We start from the raw sequence: 17,789 nt of genomic DNA on the forward strand, positions 1-17,789 counted from the left end.
GGCGTCGCAGGACTCGGGTCACTGGCAGGCGTCGCAGGACTCGGGGTTCTCCAGCGAGCAGGCCAGCGCCGCGTCCGGGGAGCCCGGGACCGCCAGCGTCGCGGCGGGCAGCGTCGCGGCGCGCAGCGCGGGTCGGGCACCCGGCGGCACCGCCACCGTCGCCTGCTGGATCCGGGTGGCGGGGCGGGACCGGAGGTAGTAGGTCGTCTTCAGTCCGGACTTCCAGGCGTACAGGTACATCGAGCTGAGCCGGCCGATGTCCGGCGCGGCCATGAAGAGGTTCAGCGACTGGGACTGGTCGACGTAGGGCGCCCGGGCGGCGGCCAGGTCGATCAGCGCCCGCTGCGGCAGCTCCCAGGCGGTACGAAACACCTCGCGCAGCCGCGCCGGCAACTCCTCGATGCCCTGCACCGAACCGTCCGCCCGCTTGATCGCGGCCCGGATCCGCTCGGTCCAGAGCCCGCGCGCCTTCAGCTCCGCCACCAGGGCCGTGTTGACCTGGAGGAACTCCCCGCTCAGCGTCTCCCGTTTGAACAGGTTCGAGACCTGCGGCTCGATGCACTCGTAGCAGCCGGCGATGGAGGCGATGGTGGCGGTCGGGGCGATCGCGACCAGCAGCGAGTTGCGCAGCCCGTACGTCGAGATCCGCTCCCGCAGCGCCGCCCAGCGCCCGGTCTGGCGGCCGGTCACGCCCCAGAGGTCGGGGTGGAGCTGCCCGGCCGCCGCCCGGGTCTGCGGGTACCCCGGATGGGCGCCGAACCGCTCGGCCAGCCCGGCCGAGGTCTCCAGCGCGGTCAGGTAGATCTCCTCGGCGAGCCGGGTGGAGAGTTCCTTCGCGGCCGGCGAGTCGAACGGCAGCCGCAGCGCGAAGAAGACGTCCTGCAACCCCATCACCCCGAGTCCGACGGGTCGCCAGCGGGGATTGCTCGCCGCCGCCTCCCGGCTCGGGTAATAGTTGATGTCGATCACCCGGTCCAGGAAGGTCACGGCGGTCCGGACGGTCTCGCGCAGCCGTACCCAGTCGATCCGGTCCTCGGCGGCGGACGCGCCCGGGTCGGCCGGGCCGGCGACCAGGTGCGCGGCCAGGTTGACCGAGCCGAGGTTGCAGACGGCGGTCTCGGTGTCGCCGGAGACCTCGATGATCTCCGTGCAGAGGTTGGAGAGGTGCACCACGTTGCCCGGCTCGGCGGTCTGGTTGCAGAGCCGGTTCGAGGTGTCCTTGAAGGTCATCCAGCCGTTGCCGGTCTGGGCCAGCGTCCGCATCATCCGGCCGTAGAGGTCCCGGGCCCGGACCTGGCGGACGTAGCGGCCCTGCTCCTCGGCGGCCCGGTACGCCGCGTCGAACTCCGCCCCCCACAGGTCGGGCAGCTCCGGCACCTCGTCCGGGTCGAAGAGCGACCAGACCTCGTCCGCCTCGACCCGCCGCATGAACTCGTCCGGGATCCAGTTGGCCAGGTTCAGGTTGTGGGTCCGCCGGGCCTCCTCGCCGGTGTTGTCCCGCAGTTGCAGGAACTCCTCGACGTCCGGGTGCCACGGTTCGAGATAGACGCAGGCCGCGCCCTTGCGCCGGCCGCCCTGGTTGACCGCCGCCACCGACGAGTCGAGGGTACGCAGGAACGGGACGATCCCGTTGGAGGCGCCGTTGGTGCCCCGGATCAACGCGCCCCGGGAGCGGACCCGGGACCAGGCGATGCCGATCCCACCGGCGAACTTGGACAGCCGCGCCACCTGGGCGTACCGGTCGTAGATCGAGTCGAGTTCGTCGCGGGGCGAGTCGACCAGATAGCAGGAGGACATCTGGGTGTGCCGGGTGCCCGAGTTGAACAGCGTCGGCGAGCTGGGCAGATAGGCGAGCGACGCCATCAGCCGGTAGAAGCCGACCGCCTCGTCCGGGGTACGGGAGAGTCCACATGCGACCCGGAGCAGCCAGTACTGCGGGGTCTCCAGCACCAGCCGGTCGACCGGGTGCCGCAGCAGGTACCGGTCGTAGACCGTACGCAGCCCGAAGTACTCGAAGCGCCGGTCGGCGGCCGGGTCGACGGCGTCGTCCAGCTCGCGGGCGTACGTCCGGACGAACTCGGCCGTCTCGTCGCCGATCAGGCCGTGCCGGTGGCCGAGCCGGATCGACTCGCTGAACGATTCGACGCCCTGTCCCCGAACCTCCTGTTCGAGGTATCCGGCGAGCAGTCGGGCGGCCAGCCGGGAGTACTGCGGCTCCTCCCCGATCAGCTCGGCGGCGGTCTGCACGCAGAGCCGGTGCAACTCGGCCGCGTTGGCCCCCTCGGGCAGGCCGTTGACCACCCGGGTCGCCAGCCGCACCGGGTCGACGTCGGGGAGGTCGTCGGCCTGGCGGCGCACCGCGCGGGCGATCGTGTCGACGTCGGCAGGTCCGGTCGCGCCGCCGCCGCTCGGACCGACCTGACCGGGCTGGCCACCGCGAACGCCTCCATGCTCGACGAGCGGCGGCGGGCCGGCGCGCCAGTCAGGCCGGTGGGCGGTTCCCCGCGTCGTCGACCGTTCGCCGTCTCCCGCCGCCGACCCGTTCGGCGTGGCCCCGGTGACCGTCACAGCTCTCTCCTCGCACTCGACTCCTCCGGTCCGTCAGGAAGTCGCGCGGGGACGCCGACGGGCACGCGTCGACGTGCGTCGGTGGCGTCGGCCGTCCCGCGCGGCCTCGGACCGCCGCGTACGGGCTCGTACGCGGCGCGCTGGCAGGTCTTCGGACTCGTGGACGGGCCACGGGCGTACCCGGGTTCGCCTACTGGCCGTCGCTTCCCAGGCGGATCCGGCTGTAGGGGCCGGACGACCCAGTGCGTGATGACGGCGATCGTTTCCACTCACCGCTGCGGGGCAGTCCCGGACTCCCACCGGGTTCCCTCTTGCCTCGACCGCCGGGCGGCGCTCGAACCAGCTGCGATCAACACCATATATAGGGTTGGCCCGAAAGTCATACCCCAAGATGTCGTGTCGGCGTGTCGGCAACCTCACGGCCGCGTCCGCTCCCGGGTCACAACGGCCGGCCCTGCCCCGTCCTTGCGATGCCACGGTGCCCCGGCCGCCGACCCGTCGGTCCGGCCTCGGCCCGGTCCGACGACACACGGAGGGGACGATGGACATCCTGATCACCGGGGCGACCGGGCGGCTCGGCCGGGTACTCACCCCGGAACTGGCCCGGGCCGGGCACACCGTGCGGGCCGCCAGCCGGACTCCGGAGCCGACCGGGAAACCCGCCCCGGACCGGCCGGCGGAGGAGGGCGGCCGGGTGCGCCGGGTCCGGCTCGACCTGGCCACCGGGGAGGGGCTACCGGCGGCGGTCGACGGCGTCGACACCGTGGTCCACCTGGCGTCCGCGCCCTACCAGGGCGGTTACACCCGTCAGGTCGACGTGACCGGCACCCGTCGGCTGGTCGAGGCCGCCGGCCGGGCCGGGGTACGGCACCTGGTGTACCTGTCGATCGTCGGCGCCGACCGGGTGCCCTGGCCGTACTTCCGGATCAAGATCGAGGCGGAGGCGGCGGTCGCGGCCGGCCCGGTGCCGTGGACGGTGCTCCGGGTCACCCAGTTCCACGAGTTCCTGGCCGAGGCGATGGGCCGGCTGGCCCGGCTGCCGGTGCTGCCCCTCGATCCGGGAATCACCGCGCAGCCGGTCGACGTCGCCGACGTCGCCGCGCACCTGCGCCGGCGGGTGACCGCCGCGCCCGGCGGGGCGACCGAGGAGTTCGGCGGGCCGGCGGTACTGGACGCCGGCACGCTCGCCCGGGACTGGCTGGCGGCGCGGCAGCTCCGGCGTCGGCTGCTTCGGCTGCCGGTGCCGGGTCGGCTCGGCCGCGCCTTCCGGGCGGGTGCGCTGGTTTCCCGGACCGGGGACCGGGGACGGATCACCTGGGCGGAATACCTCGCCGGCTCGGCGCAGCAGGCACGCTAGGGCGCCCGACCGGGCGTCCAACCACCACCGGGTCGGTCACCGCCGCTGCTGGCGGTGCGGGAGTCGGTCGCTGCCCGGGGTCCCGGGTGGAGTGACTGTCTCACATAGTGAACGGTCGGGCTGGCCTGCGGGCAGCGGCGTTCCGCACAGCGGAACGACGAGCGATGACATTTCCGGCGAAAAAGGCTCGACACCGATCCGATGCGTGGCGGGGAGACAGCGCCGCACCACCCCTGGTAACGTCGGCGACACTCGGCGTCGAATCATGGATCTCCATGTTTGCGTCCGGCGTCGCCCTCGTACCGGCAGGTGCGCGAACAGGGAGTTGTCACTGCCCAGATGAGCCTCTCAGTTCTTCTCGCGTCCCGGGTGTCCACCGCGCCGGGCCCGCTGGTCGTCCCCGGCTCTCCGGCCATGTCCACCCGACCTCAGGAGGTGACGGGATGACCAGTTCGGTCGACCTACGGGGCAGCTACCCCCTCTCGCCGGTCCAGCGCGACCTCCTCCGCCCGGTCTCGGACGAGGCGGACCCGGCCCGCGACCTCCAGCAGGTACGCCTCGTCATCCGTGGTCGGCTGCGGGTTACCGAGTTCCAGCAGGCCTGGGACCGGGTGATCAACCGCCACGAGGTGCTGCGCACCGGGTTCGTCCGGGGCGACGACGGGGACCACGTCCAGGTCGTCGCGGCGGCGGCGCCGGCCGAATGGCACCTCGACGACCTGCGGACCATCCGGGCGTGCCAGCGTCGACGCGGACTCGCCGAACTCCTCGCCGCCGACCGGCTCCGCGACTTCGCGCTGGACGTGCCGCCGCTGTGCCGGTTCGCCCTGCTCCGCGTCTCCGAGACCGAGCACCTGCTGGTCTGGACGGCCCACCACCTGGTCGTCGACGGCTGGAGCCTGCCGATCCTGCTCCGCGAGGTGCTGACCGAATACCGGGCGGCCGTCGAGGGGCGGGAGGCCGAGTTGCCGGCTCCGACGCCGTTCCGCGACCACGTCGCCTGGTCGGCCGCGCGTGACCTGGCCGAGGCGGAGGAGTTCTGGCGCGCGGAGTTGTCCGACCGACCCGTGCCGGGACCGCTGCAGAGCGATCCGCCGGACTGGCGGGGCGATCCGGCGGACGCGTTCGACGAATACCCGCTCGAACTGACCAGCGAGGACACCTGTCTGCTGCACGAGACCATCGGTCAGCAGCGGCTCGCGTTGGAAGCGGTCGTCCAGGGCTGCTGGGCCCGGCTGCTCGCCGCCCGCACCGGCACCGACGACATCGTCATCGGTTCGACGGTCGCCGGCCGGGCGACCGGGCCGGGGGCCGAGACGCTGGTCGGCCCGCTGGCCAACACGGTGCCGGTCCGGGTCCGGATCCGACCCGACCAGCCGGTCGGGGTGTGGTTGCGGGGGTTGCAGGCACGTCAGGCCCTGGCCCGCCCGTTCGACCACGTGCCGCCGGCAATGCTCCGGTCGTGGGCCGGGCCGCCCGCCGAGGTGCCGCTCTTCGAGACCGTACTCGACTTCGAGACCTACCCGATGGACAACGACCTCTTCACCGGTACGGCCGACGCGTCGACCCTCTCCGTACGCTTCGACGGCCGGTGGTCGGCGTCGCACCACCCGCTCAACCTGCTCGTCGTACCGGGTGAGCGACTCGGACTGCACGCCAGGTACGACCTGCGGCACCTCACACCGGAGACGGTCGAGAGCCTGCTCACCGATCTCGCGTTCCTGCTCAGCCTGGTCGCCACCAACCCGGAGCGTCCGGTCTCGACGCTCCGCCCGCCGGACGAGGAGCCCTTCCCCGCCGACTGACCGCGCTCAGCCGGATGCCGGGCGGAGACCCGCCCGCAGGCCGCTGGCGTGCCGCTCCCGGACCGCCCGGGACGCCTTTGCCGGTGACCCGGCGTCGAACGGCGGCTGTGGGTCGTATTCGATGGCGAGCTGGATTGCCTCGGCGGTGGTCCGGTCGGCGAGCCGTGCGGCCAGGGTGAGTGCCATGTCGATTCCGGCGGAGACCCCGGCCGCGGTGAGCAGTCTGCCGTCCTCGACCACCCGTCGCGCCGAGTAGGTCGCGCCGAAGGAGGCCAGCCGCTCCGCGCTCCGCCAGTGCGTGGTGGCGGTACGGCCGCGCAGCAGTCCGGCGGCGCCGAGCAGCAGCGAACCGGTGCAGACCGACGTCGTCCACCGGGTGCCCTCGTGCACCCGCCGGATCCACTCCGGCAGTGGCCCGCCGGCCAGGTGAGCGTCGACGCCGGGGCCGCCGGGCACCACGAGTACGTCACAGGAGTCGACGTCGTCCAGCGCGACATCGGCCGTCAGGGCGAGGCTGCCGACGTTGTTCCGGACCGGTCCGGTACTGGTCGCCGCGAAGACCACCTCGGCCCCGGGCAGCAACTTGAGTACGTCGTACGGCCCGACGGCGTCGAGGGCGGTGAACCGGTCGAAGAGCGGGATCACGATACGCATCGCGGAGGTCCTCTCAGCCGAAGTGTTGGCGGTACCGGCCGGGGGTGACCCCGACCGTGCGCCGGAAGCGACGGTGCATCGTCTCGACGGTGCCGAATCCGCAGCGCCGGGCGATCGACCCGAGCGGGGTGTCGGTGGTTTCCAGCAGGCGACGGGCGGCCTCGACCCGGGCCGCCTCCACGTACGCGGCCGGGGTCTGCCCGGTCTGCGCGCTGAACACCCGGGCGAAGTGCCGCTCGCTCATCCCGACCCGGGCGGCCAGGATGGGCACCGTGAGGTCGTCGGCGAGGTGCTCGACCACCCAGTCCTGGAGCTGGCGCAGCCCGCCACGGGCCGGCCGCTGCGCGGCGAGCTGGGTGCTGAACTGGGCCTGGCCGCCGGGACGCTGGACGAACATGACCAGTCGGCGGGCGATGGCCCGGGATGTCTCGGCTCCCCGGTCCTGTTCGACCAGGGCGAGCGCGAGGTCGATTCCGGCGGTGACCCCGGCGGAGGTCCAGACGGCACCGTCCCGGACGAAGATCGGATCCGGTCGTACGGTCACCGCCGGATACCGGCGGGCCAGTTCGGCGCAGCTCCCCCAGTGCGTGACCGCCTGCCGACCGTCGAGCAGCCCGGCCTCGGCCAGCAGGAACGCCCCGCTGCACACCCCGGCCACCCGGCGGGCCCGGCCGGCGGCCGAGCGGAGCCAGTCGGTCAACCGACGGTCGGCGCACGCCCCGACCCGGCCGGCGCCACCGACCACCACCAGTGTGTCGATTGGCCCGACGCACTCGTCGATGCCGAGGTCCGGCGTCACGGTGAGGCCGCCGCTGGCGGTGACCGGCCCGGGCAGCGGTGCGACGGTCTCCAGCCGGTAGCCCGGCGCCAGCCGTTCGGCCTGCGCGAACACCTCGTGCGGACCGGTCAGGTCGAGCACCTGGAACCTCGGGAAGATCACGAAAACGATACGGCGGTCGTCCACCCGTCCATCGTTTCCACCGGGTGGACGTGGCGGCAATGACACGGTACTGACGATTTCGGCCATCCCCGCTGGTGGGCGACGGCGCGCCACATCGCCCCCAACAACTTCCCAAATTTTGGGTCGGGGCCCGTGTCAGCGGTCGGCCGAACGGATTCGCCCGCCGGTCCGATCGGCAGTGGTCTGACCTCCGAAAGGTCGCTCTTCGACTCGCCGGCGGGCCGGTCCCGACTGGGGCCACGCTGTCGACGCCGGGCGATTCCCGCCGGGCCACGGCTTTTACCAGCAGATTTCTGACGCGTCGGTGACGAGGCGCGGCAGATAACGGTCAGGTTACGAGATCTTCCCAATGCGCAGCGAGTTCACGTACGGTCCCGGAAAGGCAGGAGGTCAGACCTCCATCCTCATCCCTCTGAGTGTTCCGAGGTGAGCTGACCAGTGCAGGAACGTGCTTCCCGCTATACGGGATACCGGTCGTTCGACTATCTGACCCCGCAGGTCGACTTCAAGGTGTTCGACCTCGCCCCACAACTCGGCCGGGTGCCCGCGCACGACCTCGGCCTGACCGACGAGCAGGCCGACCGGGTAGCCCGGCTGCTGCGCGAGCAGACCGCGATCTCGCTGCACGAGCACCCGAAGATCCTGCCGGCCGACGTGACGCAGTTGCGGGACTACAACCGCACCGGACGCAACTCCTTCGGCTTCGAGGGACTGGCCCGGTCCGGGATGACCGCCGTGTTCGACAACTTCATGAACGGCACCGGCTGCGTCACCAGCGAGCACGCCTGGAAGTGGGACGACGTCATCTACGACATCGGGCTGCGCTTCGCCGACATCGCCAAGCAGGACTACGTGGTGGTGGCGACCAGCCTGGAAGAGATCTTCACCGCCAAGCGGAACGGCCAGCTCGCCCTGGTGGCCGGGCTGGAGGCGGCCACCATGATCGAGAACGAGCTGGACCGGATCGACATCCTCTACGGCTTCGGCGTACGCCAGATGGGCATCGCGTACAGCCAGGCGAACATGCTCGGCTCGGGGCTCTCCGAGGATCGCGACGGCGGGCTGACCCACTTCGGCCGGCGCGCGGTCGACCGGATGAACAAGCTCGGCATCGCCATCGACGTCTCGCACTCCGGCGACCGGACCTCGCTGGACGTGATCGAGGCGAGCCGGGTACCGGTCTTCATCACCCACGCCGGCGCCCGCGCCGTCTGGGACACCCCCCGGATGAAGCCGGACGACGTGATCCGGGCCTGCGCGGAGCGCGGCGGTGTGATCGGCATCGAGGCCGCCCCGCACACCACGCTCTCGCAGGCGCACCCGCACCACTCCATCGAGTCGGTGATGGACCACTTCGTCTACTGCGTCGACCTGGTCGGCATCGACCACGTGGCGTTCGGCCCGGACACCAACTTCGGTGACCACGTCGGGCTGCACGACAGCTTCACCGGCCACCTGGCGATCGGCAAGGCGCACGGCGCCGTCGACCACCCCCGGGTGCCCTACGTCTCCGGCCTGGAGAACCCGGCCGAGTGCTTCAGCAACATCGTCGGCTGGCTGGTCACGCGCGGCTACTCCGACGACGAGATCGCCAAGGTCATCGGCGGCAACATCATTCGCGTTCTTCGGGAGGTTTGGTGAGCAGGACATTTTCCGGCCGTACCCGCCGGTGGCGGGTCGCGGTCGCGCTCGGCGCGGCGGTCGCACTCGGCCTGTCCGGGTGCGGGCTCAACGAGGACAACTCGTCGTCCGGGGAGAACTCCGGCGGCGGTGACGTGCTGCGGATCGGCACCACCACCGACGTGTCGAACTTCAACCCGCTCCAGTCGCTGAGCAAGACCGACTCCTGGATCCTCAACGCGATGTACCCGCACCTGCTGCGGATCGACGAGAACGCCAAGAAGGCGCCGGAGCTGGCCAAGGAGTACACCTACGAGAACGGCGGCAAGACCGCCGTGTTCCACCTGCGCGACGACTTCACCTGGACCGACGGCAAGCCGGTGGTGGCCGAGGACGTCAAGTTCAGCGCCGAGTCGATCATGAAGTACAAGCTCGGCAACGTGGCCGCCAAGCTGACCTGGGTCACCTCGATCGAGGCACCCGACGCGACCACGGTGAAGTTCCACCTCTCGCAGCCGTACGCGCCGTTCGCCGAGGGCGTCGGGTTCTGGATGTCGATCGTGCCGAAGCACGTCTTCGAGGGCGCCGGTGACCTGTCGAAGTTCGCCAACGACTCCGACTGGGTCGGCGCCGGGCCGTTCGTGCTGGAGAGCGCCACCAAGGGCCAGCGGTACGTGATGAAGCGCAACGACAGGTACCCGCTGGCGCCCGGCGGCAAGCCGGCGGTCGGCAAGGTCGAGTTCCGGCTCTACCCGGACGTCAACACGATGATGCTGGCGCTGCGCAACGGCGACATCGACCTGATGGGCACCCCGGTCCCGGCGTCGGCGGCGAAGACCTTCGCGAACGACTCGAAGATCAAGCTGGCCAAGGTCGGCGCCCTCGGTTTCGCCCACCTGACCTACAACATGAACAACAAGGACCTGGCCAAGCAGGAGGTCCGGCAGGCCCTGTCGATGGCGGTGGACACCAAGTCGATCATCTCGTCGGTGCTCCAGGGTGACGCCCAGGAGATGTCCGGGCCGATCTCGCCGATCTTCGCCGACTACGACAACACCGAGATCCAGCCGTACCCGTTCGACCCGGCCGGGGCGAAGGCGAAGCTGGCGGCGGCGGGCTACTCCGACCGCGACGGTGACGGCCTCTTCGACGGCCTCGACCTCGGTGTCGCCTGCGACCAGTCGAACGCCAACATCACCCGGGTGGTCCAGCTCTTCCGGGAGAGCGCCGCGAAGGCCGGCATCAAGCTGACCAACGAGTGCGTGGAGCGGAACACCTTCCTCTCCCGCACCAAGGACGGCGAGTACGACATCGACGCGTCGCAGTGGGGCGTCTTCGACAACCCGATGGACCAGTTGCGCAGCACCTACCTCTCCAGCAACCCCGGCGGGATCAACTACAACCTGCTCAAGTCGCCGGAGATGGACCAGCTGATCAACGACGCGGCGGCCACCACCGACCCGGCGGCGTTCGCCACGAAGATCAAGAACATCGACAAGGTGGTGCACGAGCAGGCGTACCTGACGCCGCTCTACGTGGAGAACTTCCAGTTCGCCTACAACGCCAGCAAGTTCACCGGCTTCGTGGCCTCGCCGTCCGACCTGCTCGGCATGGTCACCGCCTACTCGCTGGCCCAGGTCAAGCCGGTCGGCTGACCGGCGCGACGAGGTAGAAGGGAGGGGTCCCCCACGTGGCACGCTTCATGCTCAACCGGGCGCTGAAGGCCGTACTGACCGTCTGGATAGCGATCACCGCGACGTTTTTCCTGCTCCGGTTGCTGCCGGGGGACCCCACGACCCTGATGGTCGAGGGGGACATGACGCCGGAGATGCGGGCGGCGCTGCTCGAGACGTACGGGCTGGACCGGCCGCTGCTGGAACAGTACGTCTCGTACCTGCGCGAGCTGCTGCACGGCAACTTCGGCATCTCGTTCCGGCAGATCCAGCCGGTCACCGACATCCTGCTCGACCGGCTGCCCTGGACCCTGCTGCTGGCCGGGGTGGCGTTCCTGCTCACCATCGCCGTCGGCATCCCGATCGGGGTCTCCGCGGCGGCACACCGGGGCCGCTGGCCGGACAAGCTGCTCCAGGGCTTCGGCATCGCCGGGCACGCCCTCTTCGTGCCCAGCGTGGCGATGCTGCTGCTGGTCTGGCTCGGCGCCCGGCTCGGCTGGTTCCCGATCGGCGGGGCGATCGACCCCGACACCCGGGGCCTGGCCGCGTACCTGAGCCTGGCGCACCACCTGGTGCTGCCGGTCGCGTCGCTGGTGCTGGTGCAACTCGGCCCGTACGCGCTGACGCTGCGGACCAACCTGATCGACGTACTCGGCGAGGACTACATCCGGGCGGCCCGGGCCCGGGGGCTCTCCGGCCGGCGTCGACTGTGGAAGCACGGCCTGCGTAACGCGATCCTGCCGGCGCTGACCCTGATGGGGCTGCAACTCGGCACCCTGGTCGGCGGCGCCGTGCTCACCGAGACCGTCTTCGCCTATCCCGGCGTCGGCCGGCTGATCTTCGAGGCGGTCGGGCAACGCGACTATCCCGTCCTGCAAGGAGCGTTCATCATGCTCGCCATCACCGTGGTGGTCGCCAACGCGCTCACCGACCTGCTCTACGCGGTCCTCAATCCCCGGATCCGGCTATGAGTGCGCCGTTGGTGACCGAGGCGGAGGCGGCGGCGACCGCCCCGGCGGCGGAGCCGACCCTGGCCCGCTCGGCGTGGCGGACGTTCTTCCGGCAGCCGTCCGGGCTGCTCGCCGCGATCGTGCTGGCCGTGATGGTGCTGCTGGCGGTCTTCGCGCCGCTGATCGCCGACGAGCCGGGCGGGACCAGCCCGGACGTGCTCCAGTCCCCCTCCGGCGGGCACCTGTTCGGCACCGACGACCTCGGGCAGGACATCTTCGCCCAGGTGGTCTGGGGCACCAGGACCAGCCTGCTGATCGGGGTGGCGGCCTCGCTGATCGCGATCGTGCTGGGTACGGCGATCGGGCTCGCCTCGGCGTACTTCCGCCGGGTCGACGCGGTCGGCACCGTCGTCACCGACGTGATGCTGGCGCTGCCCACACTGCCACTGATGATCATGTTGGCCGCGATCGTCAACCCGAGCGTCTGGACGCTGACCGTGATCATCGGCGTCTTCGCCTGGCCCGAGGTGGCCCGGCTGATCCGCTCGCAGGGGCTGGTGGTCAGCGCGATGCCGTACATCGACGGCGCCCGGGTGCTCGGCGCCACCGGCTGGCGGATCGTCACCCGGGAGATCATGCCGGCGGTGGTACCGCTGATCGTGGTCAGCGTGCTGCTCACCGCCTCCCGGGCGGTCATCTCCGAGGCCGGGCTGAGCTTCCTCGGCCTCGGTGACCCGGACGCCTGGTCGTGGGGGCGGATCCTGCTCAACGCCCAGCGCAGCGGCGTGGTCGCCATCGCCTGGTGGCAGACCCTCTTCCCGTCGCTGGCCATCCTGCTGCTGGTACTCGCCGCGACGGTCGCCGGCATGCGGTTCAACGACATCCGAGACCCCCGCCGGAACGGAGGCTGACCCCGTGCGTCTGCCCGACAGTTTCTACTCGTCCGTCCGGGCCCGGCTCGCCGACGCGCTCGACGCGCGCGGCCTCGACGGGTTCCTGGCCACCTCCCCCGCCGACGTGGCCTTCCTCTCCGGGTTCTTCTACATCGCCACCGAACGGCCGGTCTATCTCTGGATGCCCCGCCAGGGCGACCCGCTGCTGGTCATCCCCCGCCTCGACGAGGAGTACGCCGCACAGCAGGGCGTCGGCGTCGAGACGCTGAGCTACTTCGAGTTCCCCGGCGTGGTGAGTGCCGAGCAGACCCTCGGCACGGCGCTGGCCGGCCGGATCGCGAAGCAGATCGGGGTGAGCGCCGGACTGTCGATCGGGGCGTACCGGGCGCTGTCCCGGGCGCTCGGCGGCAGCACGCTGGTCACCACCGACGCGGTGGCGAAGCTGCGGCTGCGCAAGTTTCCCGAGGAGATCCCGTTCCACGAGGCGGCGGCCCGGATCTGCGACGAGATGCTCGCCGCCGGCCGGGAGCTGATCGCCGACGCGCTGCGCCGGGGCGCGGAACTCCCCCGCGAGGACGAGATCGCCCGGCACGTGATCGGCTACGGCACCGACCGGATGTACGCCGACTACGACCTGGTCGTCTACACCACCAAGCTGGCCGGCGGACTGGTCTACGCCGGCCCGAACTCGGCGCTGCCGCACGGCCTGCCGACCCGGCGACGGGTACGGCCCGGCGACACCCTGATCCTCTCCCTCGGCGCGGCGGTGGCCAGCCGGTTCGTGGAGAGCGAACGCACCTTCGTCATCGGCGAGCCGACCCCGGAACAGCGGCGCTACTACGAGGCGGACCGGGAGGCGCAGGAGGTGGGCACCCAGGCGATGCGGGCCGGCCGCACCTGCGCCGAGGTCAACAGGATCTGCCTGGACGTGCTGCGCGGGCACGGGCTTGGCGAGTACATCCGGCACCGGCAGGGGCACGGGATCGGGTTGCAGAACCACGAGGCGCCCTGGGTCGCCGACGGCGACGACACCGTGCTGGAGCCCGGAATGCTGCTCTCCAGCGAGCCCGGCGTCTACGTACCCGGGCACGCCGGCTACCGGATCTCCGACACCGTACTCGTCGAGGAGGCCGGGCCGCGCCGGTTGACCGGATATCCGCGCGATCTCGCGTCCAACATCATCGAGGAGGTCCGATGACCGTCGACAGCACGCCCAGTTTCGCGGGTCGACTGAAGATCAATGGTGCCGAGCTGGTGGTCGAGGCGTTCGGCCCGGAGGACGCACCGGCGATAATCGTGCACCACGGGGCACCCGGGCTCGGCTCCCGGTCCGAGCCGAAGCGGTCGTTCGGACCCTTCGCCGACCGGTACCGGGTGATCGTCTTCGATGCGCGCGGCTCCGGCGAGTCCAGCGACGACGAGCCGTTCACCCACGCCCAGTGGGTCGCCGACGTGGACGCGATCCGGGAGCACTTCGGCTACGAGACGATCGTGATGGCCGGCGGCTCGTACGGCGGCTTCATCTCCCTCGAATACGCCGTCGCGCACCCGGACCGGGTCGCCGCGCTGATCCTGCGGGACACCGCCGCCGACAACGGGCACAACGAACTCGCGGTCGAGAAGGCGAAGAACACCGACCGTACGACGATTCCACAGTGGGCGATCGACCGGATCGGCACCGGGCACTTCGAGAGCAACGAACAGCTCCGGGAGTACTGGAAGGCGATCCTGCCGCTCTACGACCACCAGCACGACCCGGCCAAGGACGCCGCGAAGCTCGCCGCCACCCGGTTCCACTACCGGACCCACAACGCCGCGTTCGGGCAGAACATGCCACGCTACGACCTCAAGCCGCAGCTCCCCTCGATCACCTGCCCGACCCTGGTCACCGTCGGCCGGCACGACTGGCGTACCCCGGTCGCCGCCTCGCAGGTGATCGCCGACCTGATCCCGAACGCGCGACTGGTGGTCTTCGAGCACTCCGGGCACTCGCCGCAACTGGAGGAGCCGGAGCTGTTCCAGCGCACCGTACGCGACTTCCTCGACTCGGCCGGGATCCGGTAATGGCCCTGCTGGAGGTCGAGGAGCTGCGGGTCAGCTTCCCCGGGCCGGGCGGCGACGCCGGGTCGGCCGGCGCGGTGCGCGCGGTCAACGGGGTGTCGCTGGCGCTGGAGTCCGGCCGGACGCTGGCGATCCTCGGCGAGTCCGGCTCCGGCAAGAGCGTCACCGCGCAGGCCGTGATGGGGATCCTCGACGCGCCGCCGGCCCGGGTGAGCGGCTCGGTCCGGCTGCGCGGCCGGGAGCTGCTGACCCTGACCCCGAAGCAGCGGGACCGGGTCAGCGGCGAGGAGATCGGCATGGTCTTCCAGGACGCGATGGCCGCGCTCAACCCGGTCTACACCGTCGGCGAGCAGCTCGGCGAGCTGCTCCGGGTCCGCCGGGGGCTCTCCCGGTCCGCCGCCCGGCGCCGCGCGATCGAGCTGATCGACCGGGTGCACATCCCGGCGGCAAAGGATCGGGTACGCGACTATCCGCACCAGTTCTCCGGCGGGATGCGCCAACGCATCATGATCGCGCTGGCGATCGCGCTGGAGCCGGACGTGCTGATCGCCGACGAACCGACCACGGCGCTGGACGTCACCGTGCAGGCGCAGGTGATGGAGCTGATCGCGGAGATCCAGCGGGACAGCGGAATGGCGCTGCTGCTGATCACCCACGACCTGGGCGTGGTGGCCGAGGTCGCCGACGACGTGGCGGTGATGTACGCCGGCCGGATCGTCGAACGGGCCACCGTACGGCAGATCTTCGCCGGCCCGGCGCACCCGTACACCGAGGGACTGCTCGCCTCGATGCCCCGGATCGACCGGCGCGACGAGGAGCTGTACGCCATCCCCGGCGCCCCGCCGAACCCGGCCCGGCTGCCCAGCGGCTGCCCGTTCCACCTGCGCTGCCCGCGCGCCGACGACGTCTGCCGGGCCACGCTGCCGGCGCTGGAGCCGGTGCCCGAGGGCCGGGCCAGCGCCTGCCACCACCGGGAGGAGTTGCTGCATGTCAGCCGATGACGAGCTGGTGCTCCGGGTCGACGACCTGGTCCGGCACTTTCCGGTGAAGGGGCGGCTGCCGTTCACCTCCGGCGGGGTGGTCAAGGCCGTCGACGGCGTCTCCTTCGTGCTGCGCCGGGGCGAGACCCTCGGCATCGTCGGCGAGTCCGGCTGCGGCAAGAGCACCCTGGCCCGGATGCTGGTCGGGCTGGAGCGGCCGACCGCCGGCTCGGTGCGTTTCGGCGACGCGGTGGTGCACGCCGCCCGGGGCCGGGACCTGCGGGCGCTGCGCCGACGGATCCAGATCGTGCTCCAGGACCCGTACACCTCGCTGAACCCGCGCCGGACGATCCGGGAGATCCTGCTCCAGCCGTTCGAGATCCACCCCGACGTGCTCGACCGGGGGCGCCGGCTGGACCGGATCAGGGAACTCCTCGACCTGGTCGGGCTCGATCCGAGCGTGCACCTGGACCGCTATCCGCACCAGTTCTCCGGCGGGCAGCGGCAGCGGATCGGCATCGCCCGGGCGCTGGCCCTGCAACCCGACGTGATCGTCTGCGACGAGCCGGTCTCCGCACTCGACGTCTCGGTGCAGGCCCAGGTGGTCAACCTGCTGGAACGGCTTCAGCGGGAACTGGGCGTGGCGTACGTCTTCATCGCGCACGACCTGTCGGTGGTCCGGCACATCTCCGACCGGGTGGCGGTGATGTATCTCGGCAAGCTCGTGGAGAGCGGCCCCGAGCAGTTGCTGTACGACGCGCCGGCACACCCGTACACCAAGGCGCTGCTCTCGGCGGTGCCGGTACCCGAGCCGGTCGGCCGGGGTGAGCGGAAGCGAATCCTCCTCGCCGGCGATCCGCCCAGCCCGGTCGACCCACCCTCCGGCTGCCGGTTCCGGACCCGCTGCTGGCAGGCGACCGAGACCTGCGCCATCACCGAACCACCGCTGGCCGGCGGCGACCGCGCGGTCGCCTGCCACTATCCGCTGGCCGCCGCCTAGCCGCTCGCACCGTCTGCGTTTCGTAAGGAGAAAGTCTTGCTGCAAGAACCCGCTTCCCGGTACCAGGGCCACAAGTCCTACTCGTACCTGGAGCCACACGCCGACTACCGGGTCTTCGAGCTGGCCCCGGAGATCGGTCGGGTGCCCGAACACGACCTCGGGCTCTCCGACGCGCAGCGGCAGCGGGTCACGCGCCTGCTCGCCGAGCACATCGCGATCTCCCTGCACGAGCACCCGGTGATCCTGCCGGCGGACGTCACCGAGCTGCGCGCCTACAACCGGACCGCCCGGCAGCGGACCGGCTACGAGGGGCTGGCCCGGTCCGGGCTGACCGCCGTCTTCGACAACTTCATGGCCGGCGCCTCCTGCGTCACCAGCGAGAACGGCTGGAAGTGGAACGACCTCATCTACGCCCTCGGGATGCGGATGAGCGACCTCTACCAGCAGGACTACGTCACGCTGGCCACCTCGCTCGACGACATCCGGGCGGCCAAGCGGGACGGCAGACTCGCCCTGGTCGCCGGGCTGGAGTGCAGCAGCCCGATCGAGAACGAACTCGACCGGATCGACATCCTGTACGGCTTCGGGGTGCGGCAGCTCGGCATCGCGTACAGCCAGGCGAACATGCTCGGCGGTGGGCTCTCCGAGGCCCGGGACGGCGGGCTGACCCACTTCGGCCGACGCGCCGTCGACCGGATGAACAAGCTCGGCATCGCCATCGACATCTCGCACTCCGGCGACCAGACCTGCCTGGACACCATCGAGGCGAGCCGGGTACCCGTCTTCATCACCCACGCGGGGGCCCGGTCGGTCTGGAACACCTCGCGGATGAAGCCGGACGAGGTGATCCGGGCCTGCGCCGAGCGGGGAGGGGTGATCGGCATCGAGGCCGCCCCGCACACCACGCTCTCCGAGGCGCACCTGGATCACTCGCTGGAGTCGGTGATGGACCACTTCACCTACTGCGTCGACCTGGTCGGCATCGACCACGTGACGTTCGGCCCGGACACGATGTTCGGCGACCACGTCGGGGTGCACAAGACGTACGCCGGCAACTACGGGCACGACTCCGGCAACAAGCCGGAGCACCCCCGGGTCGAGTACGTCTCCGGGGTGGAGAACCCGGGCGAGGCGTTCGGCAACATCGTCGGCTGGCTGGTCAAGCACGACTACTCGGACGACGAGATCGCCAAGGTGATCGGCGGCAACACCATCCGGGTACTGGAACAGGTCTGGTAACGACGTCGGGTGGTTGGGGTGCACCCGC

The 17,789-nt window shown here is 71.0% G+C and carries 14 protein-coding genes and 1 riboswitch; of the genes, 11 read left to right on the plus strand and 3 right to left on the minus strand.

Going from position 1 to position 17,789, the window contains the following annotated elements:
- Nucleotides 1-18 precede the first annotated feature (18 nt).
- On the minus strand, nucleotides 19-2,568 hold the full coding sequence (locus C6361_RS07255) for a ribonucleoside-diphosphate reductase subunit alpha (protein WP_107267213.1): 2,550 nt from the start codon (nucleotides 2,566-2,568) through the stop codon (nucleotides 19-21).
- A 124-nt stretch (nucleotides 2,569-2,692) separates the two neighbouring features.
- A riboswitch (cobalamin riboswitch) is annotated at nucleotides 2,693-2,927 on the minus strand.
- A 182-nt stretch (nucleotides 2,928-3,109) separates the two neighbouring features.
- Between C6361_RS07255 and C6361_RS07260 the strand changes: the two genes are divergently transcribed.
- Both C6361_RS07260 and C6361_RS07265 read left to right on the plus strand, forming a co-directional pair.
- Complete coding sequence (locus C6361_RS07260) at nucleotides 3,110-3,925, plus strand: SDR family oxidoreductase (protein WP_107267214.1); 816 nt, start codon at nucleotides 3,110-3,112, stop codon at nucleotides 3,923-3,925.
- 443 nt (nucleotides 3,926-4,368) lie between these two features.
- The gene (locus C6361_RS07265) at nucleotides 4,369-5,730 is read left to right on the plus strand and encodes a condensation domain-containing protein (protein WP_159079223.1); all 1,362 of its coding nucleotides are present in this window, start codon (nucleotides 4,369-4,371) and stop codon (nucleotides 5,728-5,730) included.
- Nucleotides 5,731-5,736: 6 nt separating this feature from the next.
- Here C6361_RS07265 and C6361_RS07270 read toward each other — a convergent pair whose 3' ends face one another.
- The gene (locus C6361_RS07270) at nucleotides 5,737-6,384 is read right to left on the minus strand and encodes a DJ-1/PfpI family protein (RefSeq protein WP_107267216.1); all 648 of its coding nucleotides are present in this window, start codon (nucleotides 6,382-6,384) and stop codon (nucleotides 5,737-5,739) included.
- A 13-nt stretch (nucleotides 6,385-6,397) separates the two neighbouring features.
- Nucleotides 6,398-7,348 carry a GlxA family transcriptional regulator gene (locus tag C6361_RS07275; RefSeq protein WP_234359382.1) on the minus strand — a complete coding sequence of 317 codons (951 nt, stop codon included), beginning with the start codon at nucleotides 7,346-7,348 and terminating at the stop codon, nucleotides 6,398-6,400.
- A 435-nt stretch (nucleotides 7,349-7,783) separates the two neighbouring features.
- Between C6361_RS07275 and C6361_RS07280 the strand changes: the two genes are divergently transcribed.
- The 9 genes from C6361_RS07280 to C6361_RS07320 are packed head-to-tail and all read left to right on the plus strand — an operon-like array spanning nucleotide 7,784 to nucleotide 17,761.
- Nucleotides 7,784-8,986, plus strand: a complete 1,203-nt coding sequence (locus C6361_RS07280; RefSeq protein ID WP_107267218.1) for a dipeptidase — start codon at nucleotides 7,784-7,786, stop codon at nucleotides 8,984-8,986.
- Nucleotides 8,983-10,620 carry an ABC transporter substrate-binding protein gene (locus C6361_RS07285; protein ID WP_107267219.1) on the plus strand — a complete coding sequence of 546 codons (1,638 nt, stop codon included), beginning with the start codon at nucleotides 8,983-8,985 and terminating at the stop codon, nucleotides 10,618-10,620. Before C6361_RS07280 ends, C6361_RS07285 begins: the two co-directional genes overlap by 4 nt.
- 35 nt (nucleotides 10,621-10,655) lie before the next feature.
- The gene (locus C6361_RS07290) at nucleotides 10,656-11,609 is read left to right on the plus strand and encodes an ABC transporter permease (protein WP_107267220.1); all 954 of its coding nucleotides are present in this window, start codon (nucleotides 10,656-10,658) and stop codon (nucleotides 11,607-11,609) included.
- Nucleotides 11,606-12,499: an ABC transporter permease gene (locus C6361_RS07295; protein WP_107267221.1), complete on the plus strand. Its 894-nt coding sequence runs from the start codon at nucleotides 11,606-11,608 to the stop codon at nucleotides 12,497-12,499. Before C6361_RS07290 ends, C6361_RS07295 begins: the two co-directional genes overlap by 4 nt.
- Before the next feature lie 4 nt (nucleotides 12,500-12,503).
- Complete coding sequence (locus C6361_RS07300) at nucleotides 12,504-13,679, plus strand: Xaa-Pro peptidase family protein (protein ID WP_107267222.1); 1,176 nt, start codon at nucleotides 12,504-12,506, stop codon at nucleotides 13,677-13,679.
- Complete coding sequence (locus C6361_RS07305; RefSeq protein ID WP_234359383.1) at nucleotides 13,676-14,545, plus strand: alpha/beta fold hydrolase; 870 nt, start codon at nucleotides 13,676-13,678, stop codon at nucleotides 14,543-14,545. Before C6361_RS07300 ends, C6361_RS07305 begins: the two co-directional genes overlap by 4 nt.
- Nucleotides 14,545-15,543, plus strand: coding sequence for an ABC transporter ATP-binding protein (locus tag C6361_RS07310; protein ID WP_107267223.1), 999 nt, complete (start codon nucleotides 14,545-14,547; stop codon nucleotides 15,541-15,543). The genes C6361_RS07305 and C6361_RS07310 overlap by 1 nt, the downstream gene beginning before the upstream one ends.
- On the plus strand, nucleotides 15,530-16,522 hold the full coding sequence (locus C6361_RS07315) for an ABC transporter ATP-binding protein (RefSeq protein ID WP_107256599.1): 993 nt from the start codon (nucleotides 15,530-15,532) through the stop codon (nucleotides 16,520-16,522). Before C6361_RS07310 ends, C6361_RS07315 begins: the two co-directional genes overlap by 14 nt.
- Before the next feature lie 36 nt (nucleotides 16,523-16,558).
- A complete protein-coding gene (locus C6361_RS07320) occupies nucleotides 16,559-17,761 on the plus strand; it encodes a dipeptidase (RefSeq protein ID WP_199853280.1) in 1,203 nt (400 codons plus the stop codon).
- The last annotated feature ends 28 nt before the right edge of the window (nucleotides 17,762-17,789 follow it).

This window comes from Plantactinospora sp. BC1 (assembly GCF_003030345.1).
Taxonomy (GTDB): domain Bacteria; phylum Actinomycetota; class Actinomycetes; order Mycobacteriales; family Micromonosporaceae; genus Plantactinospora.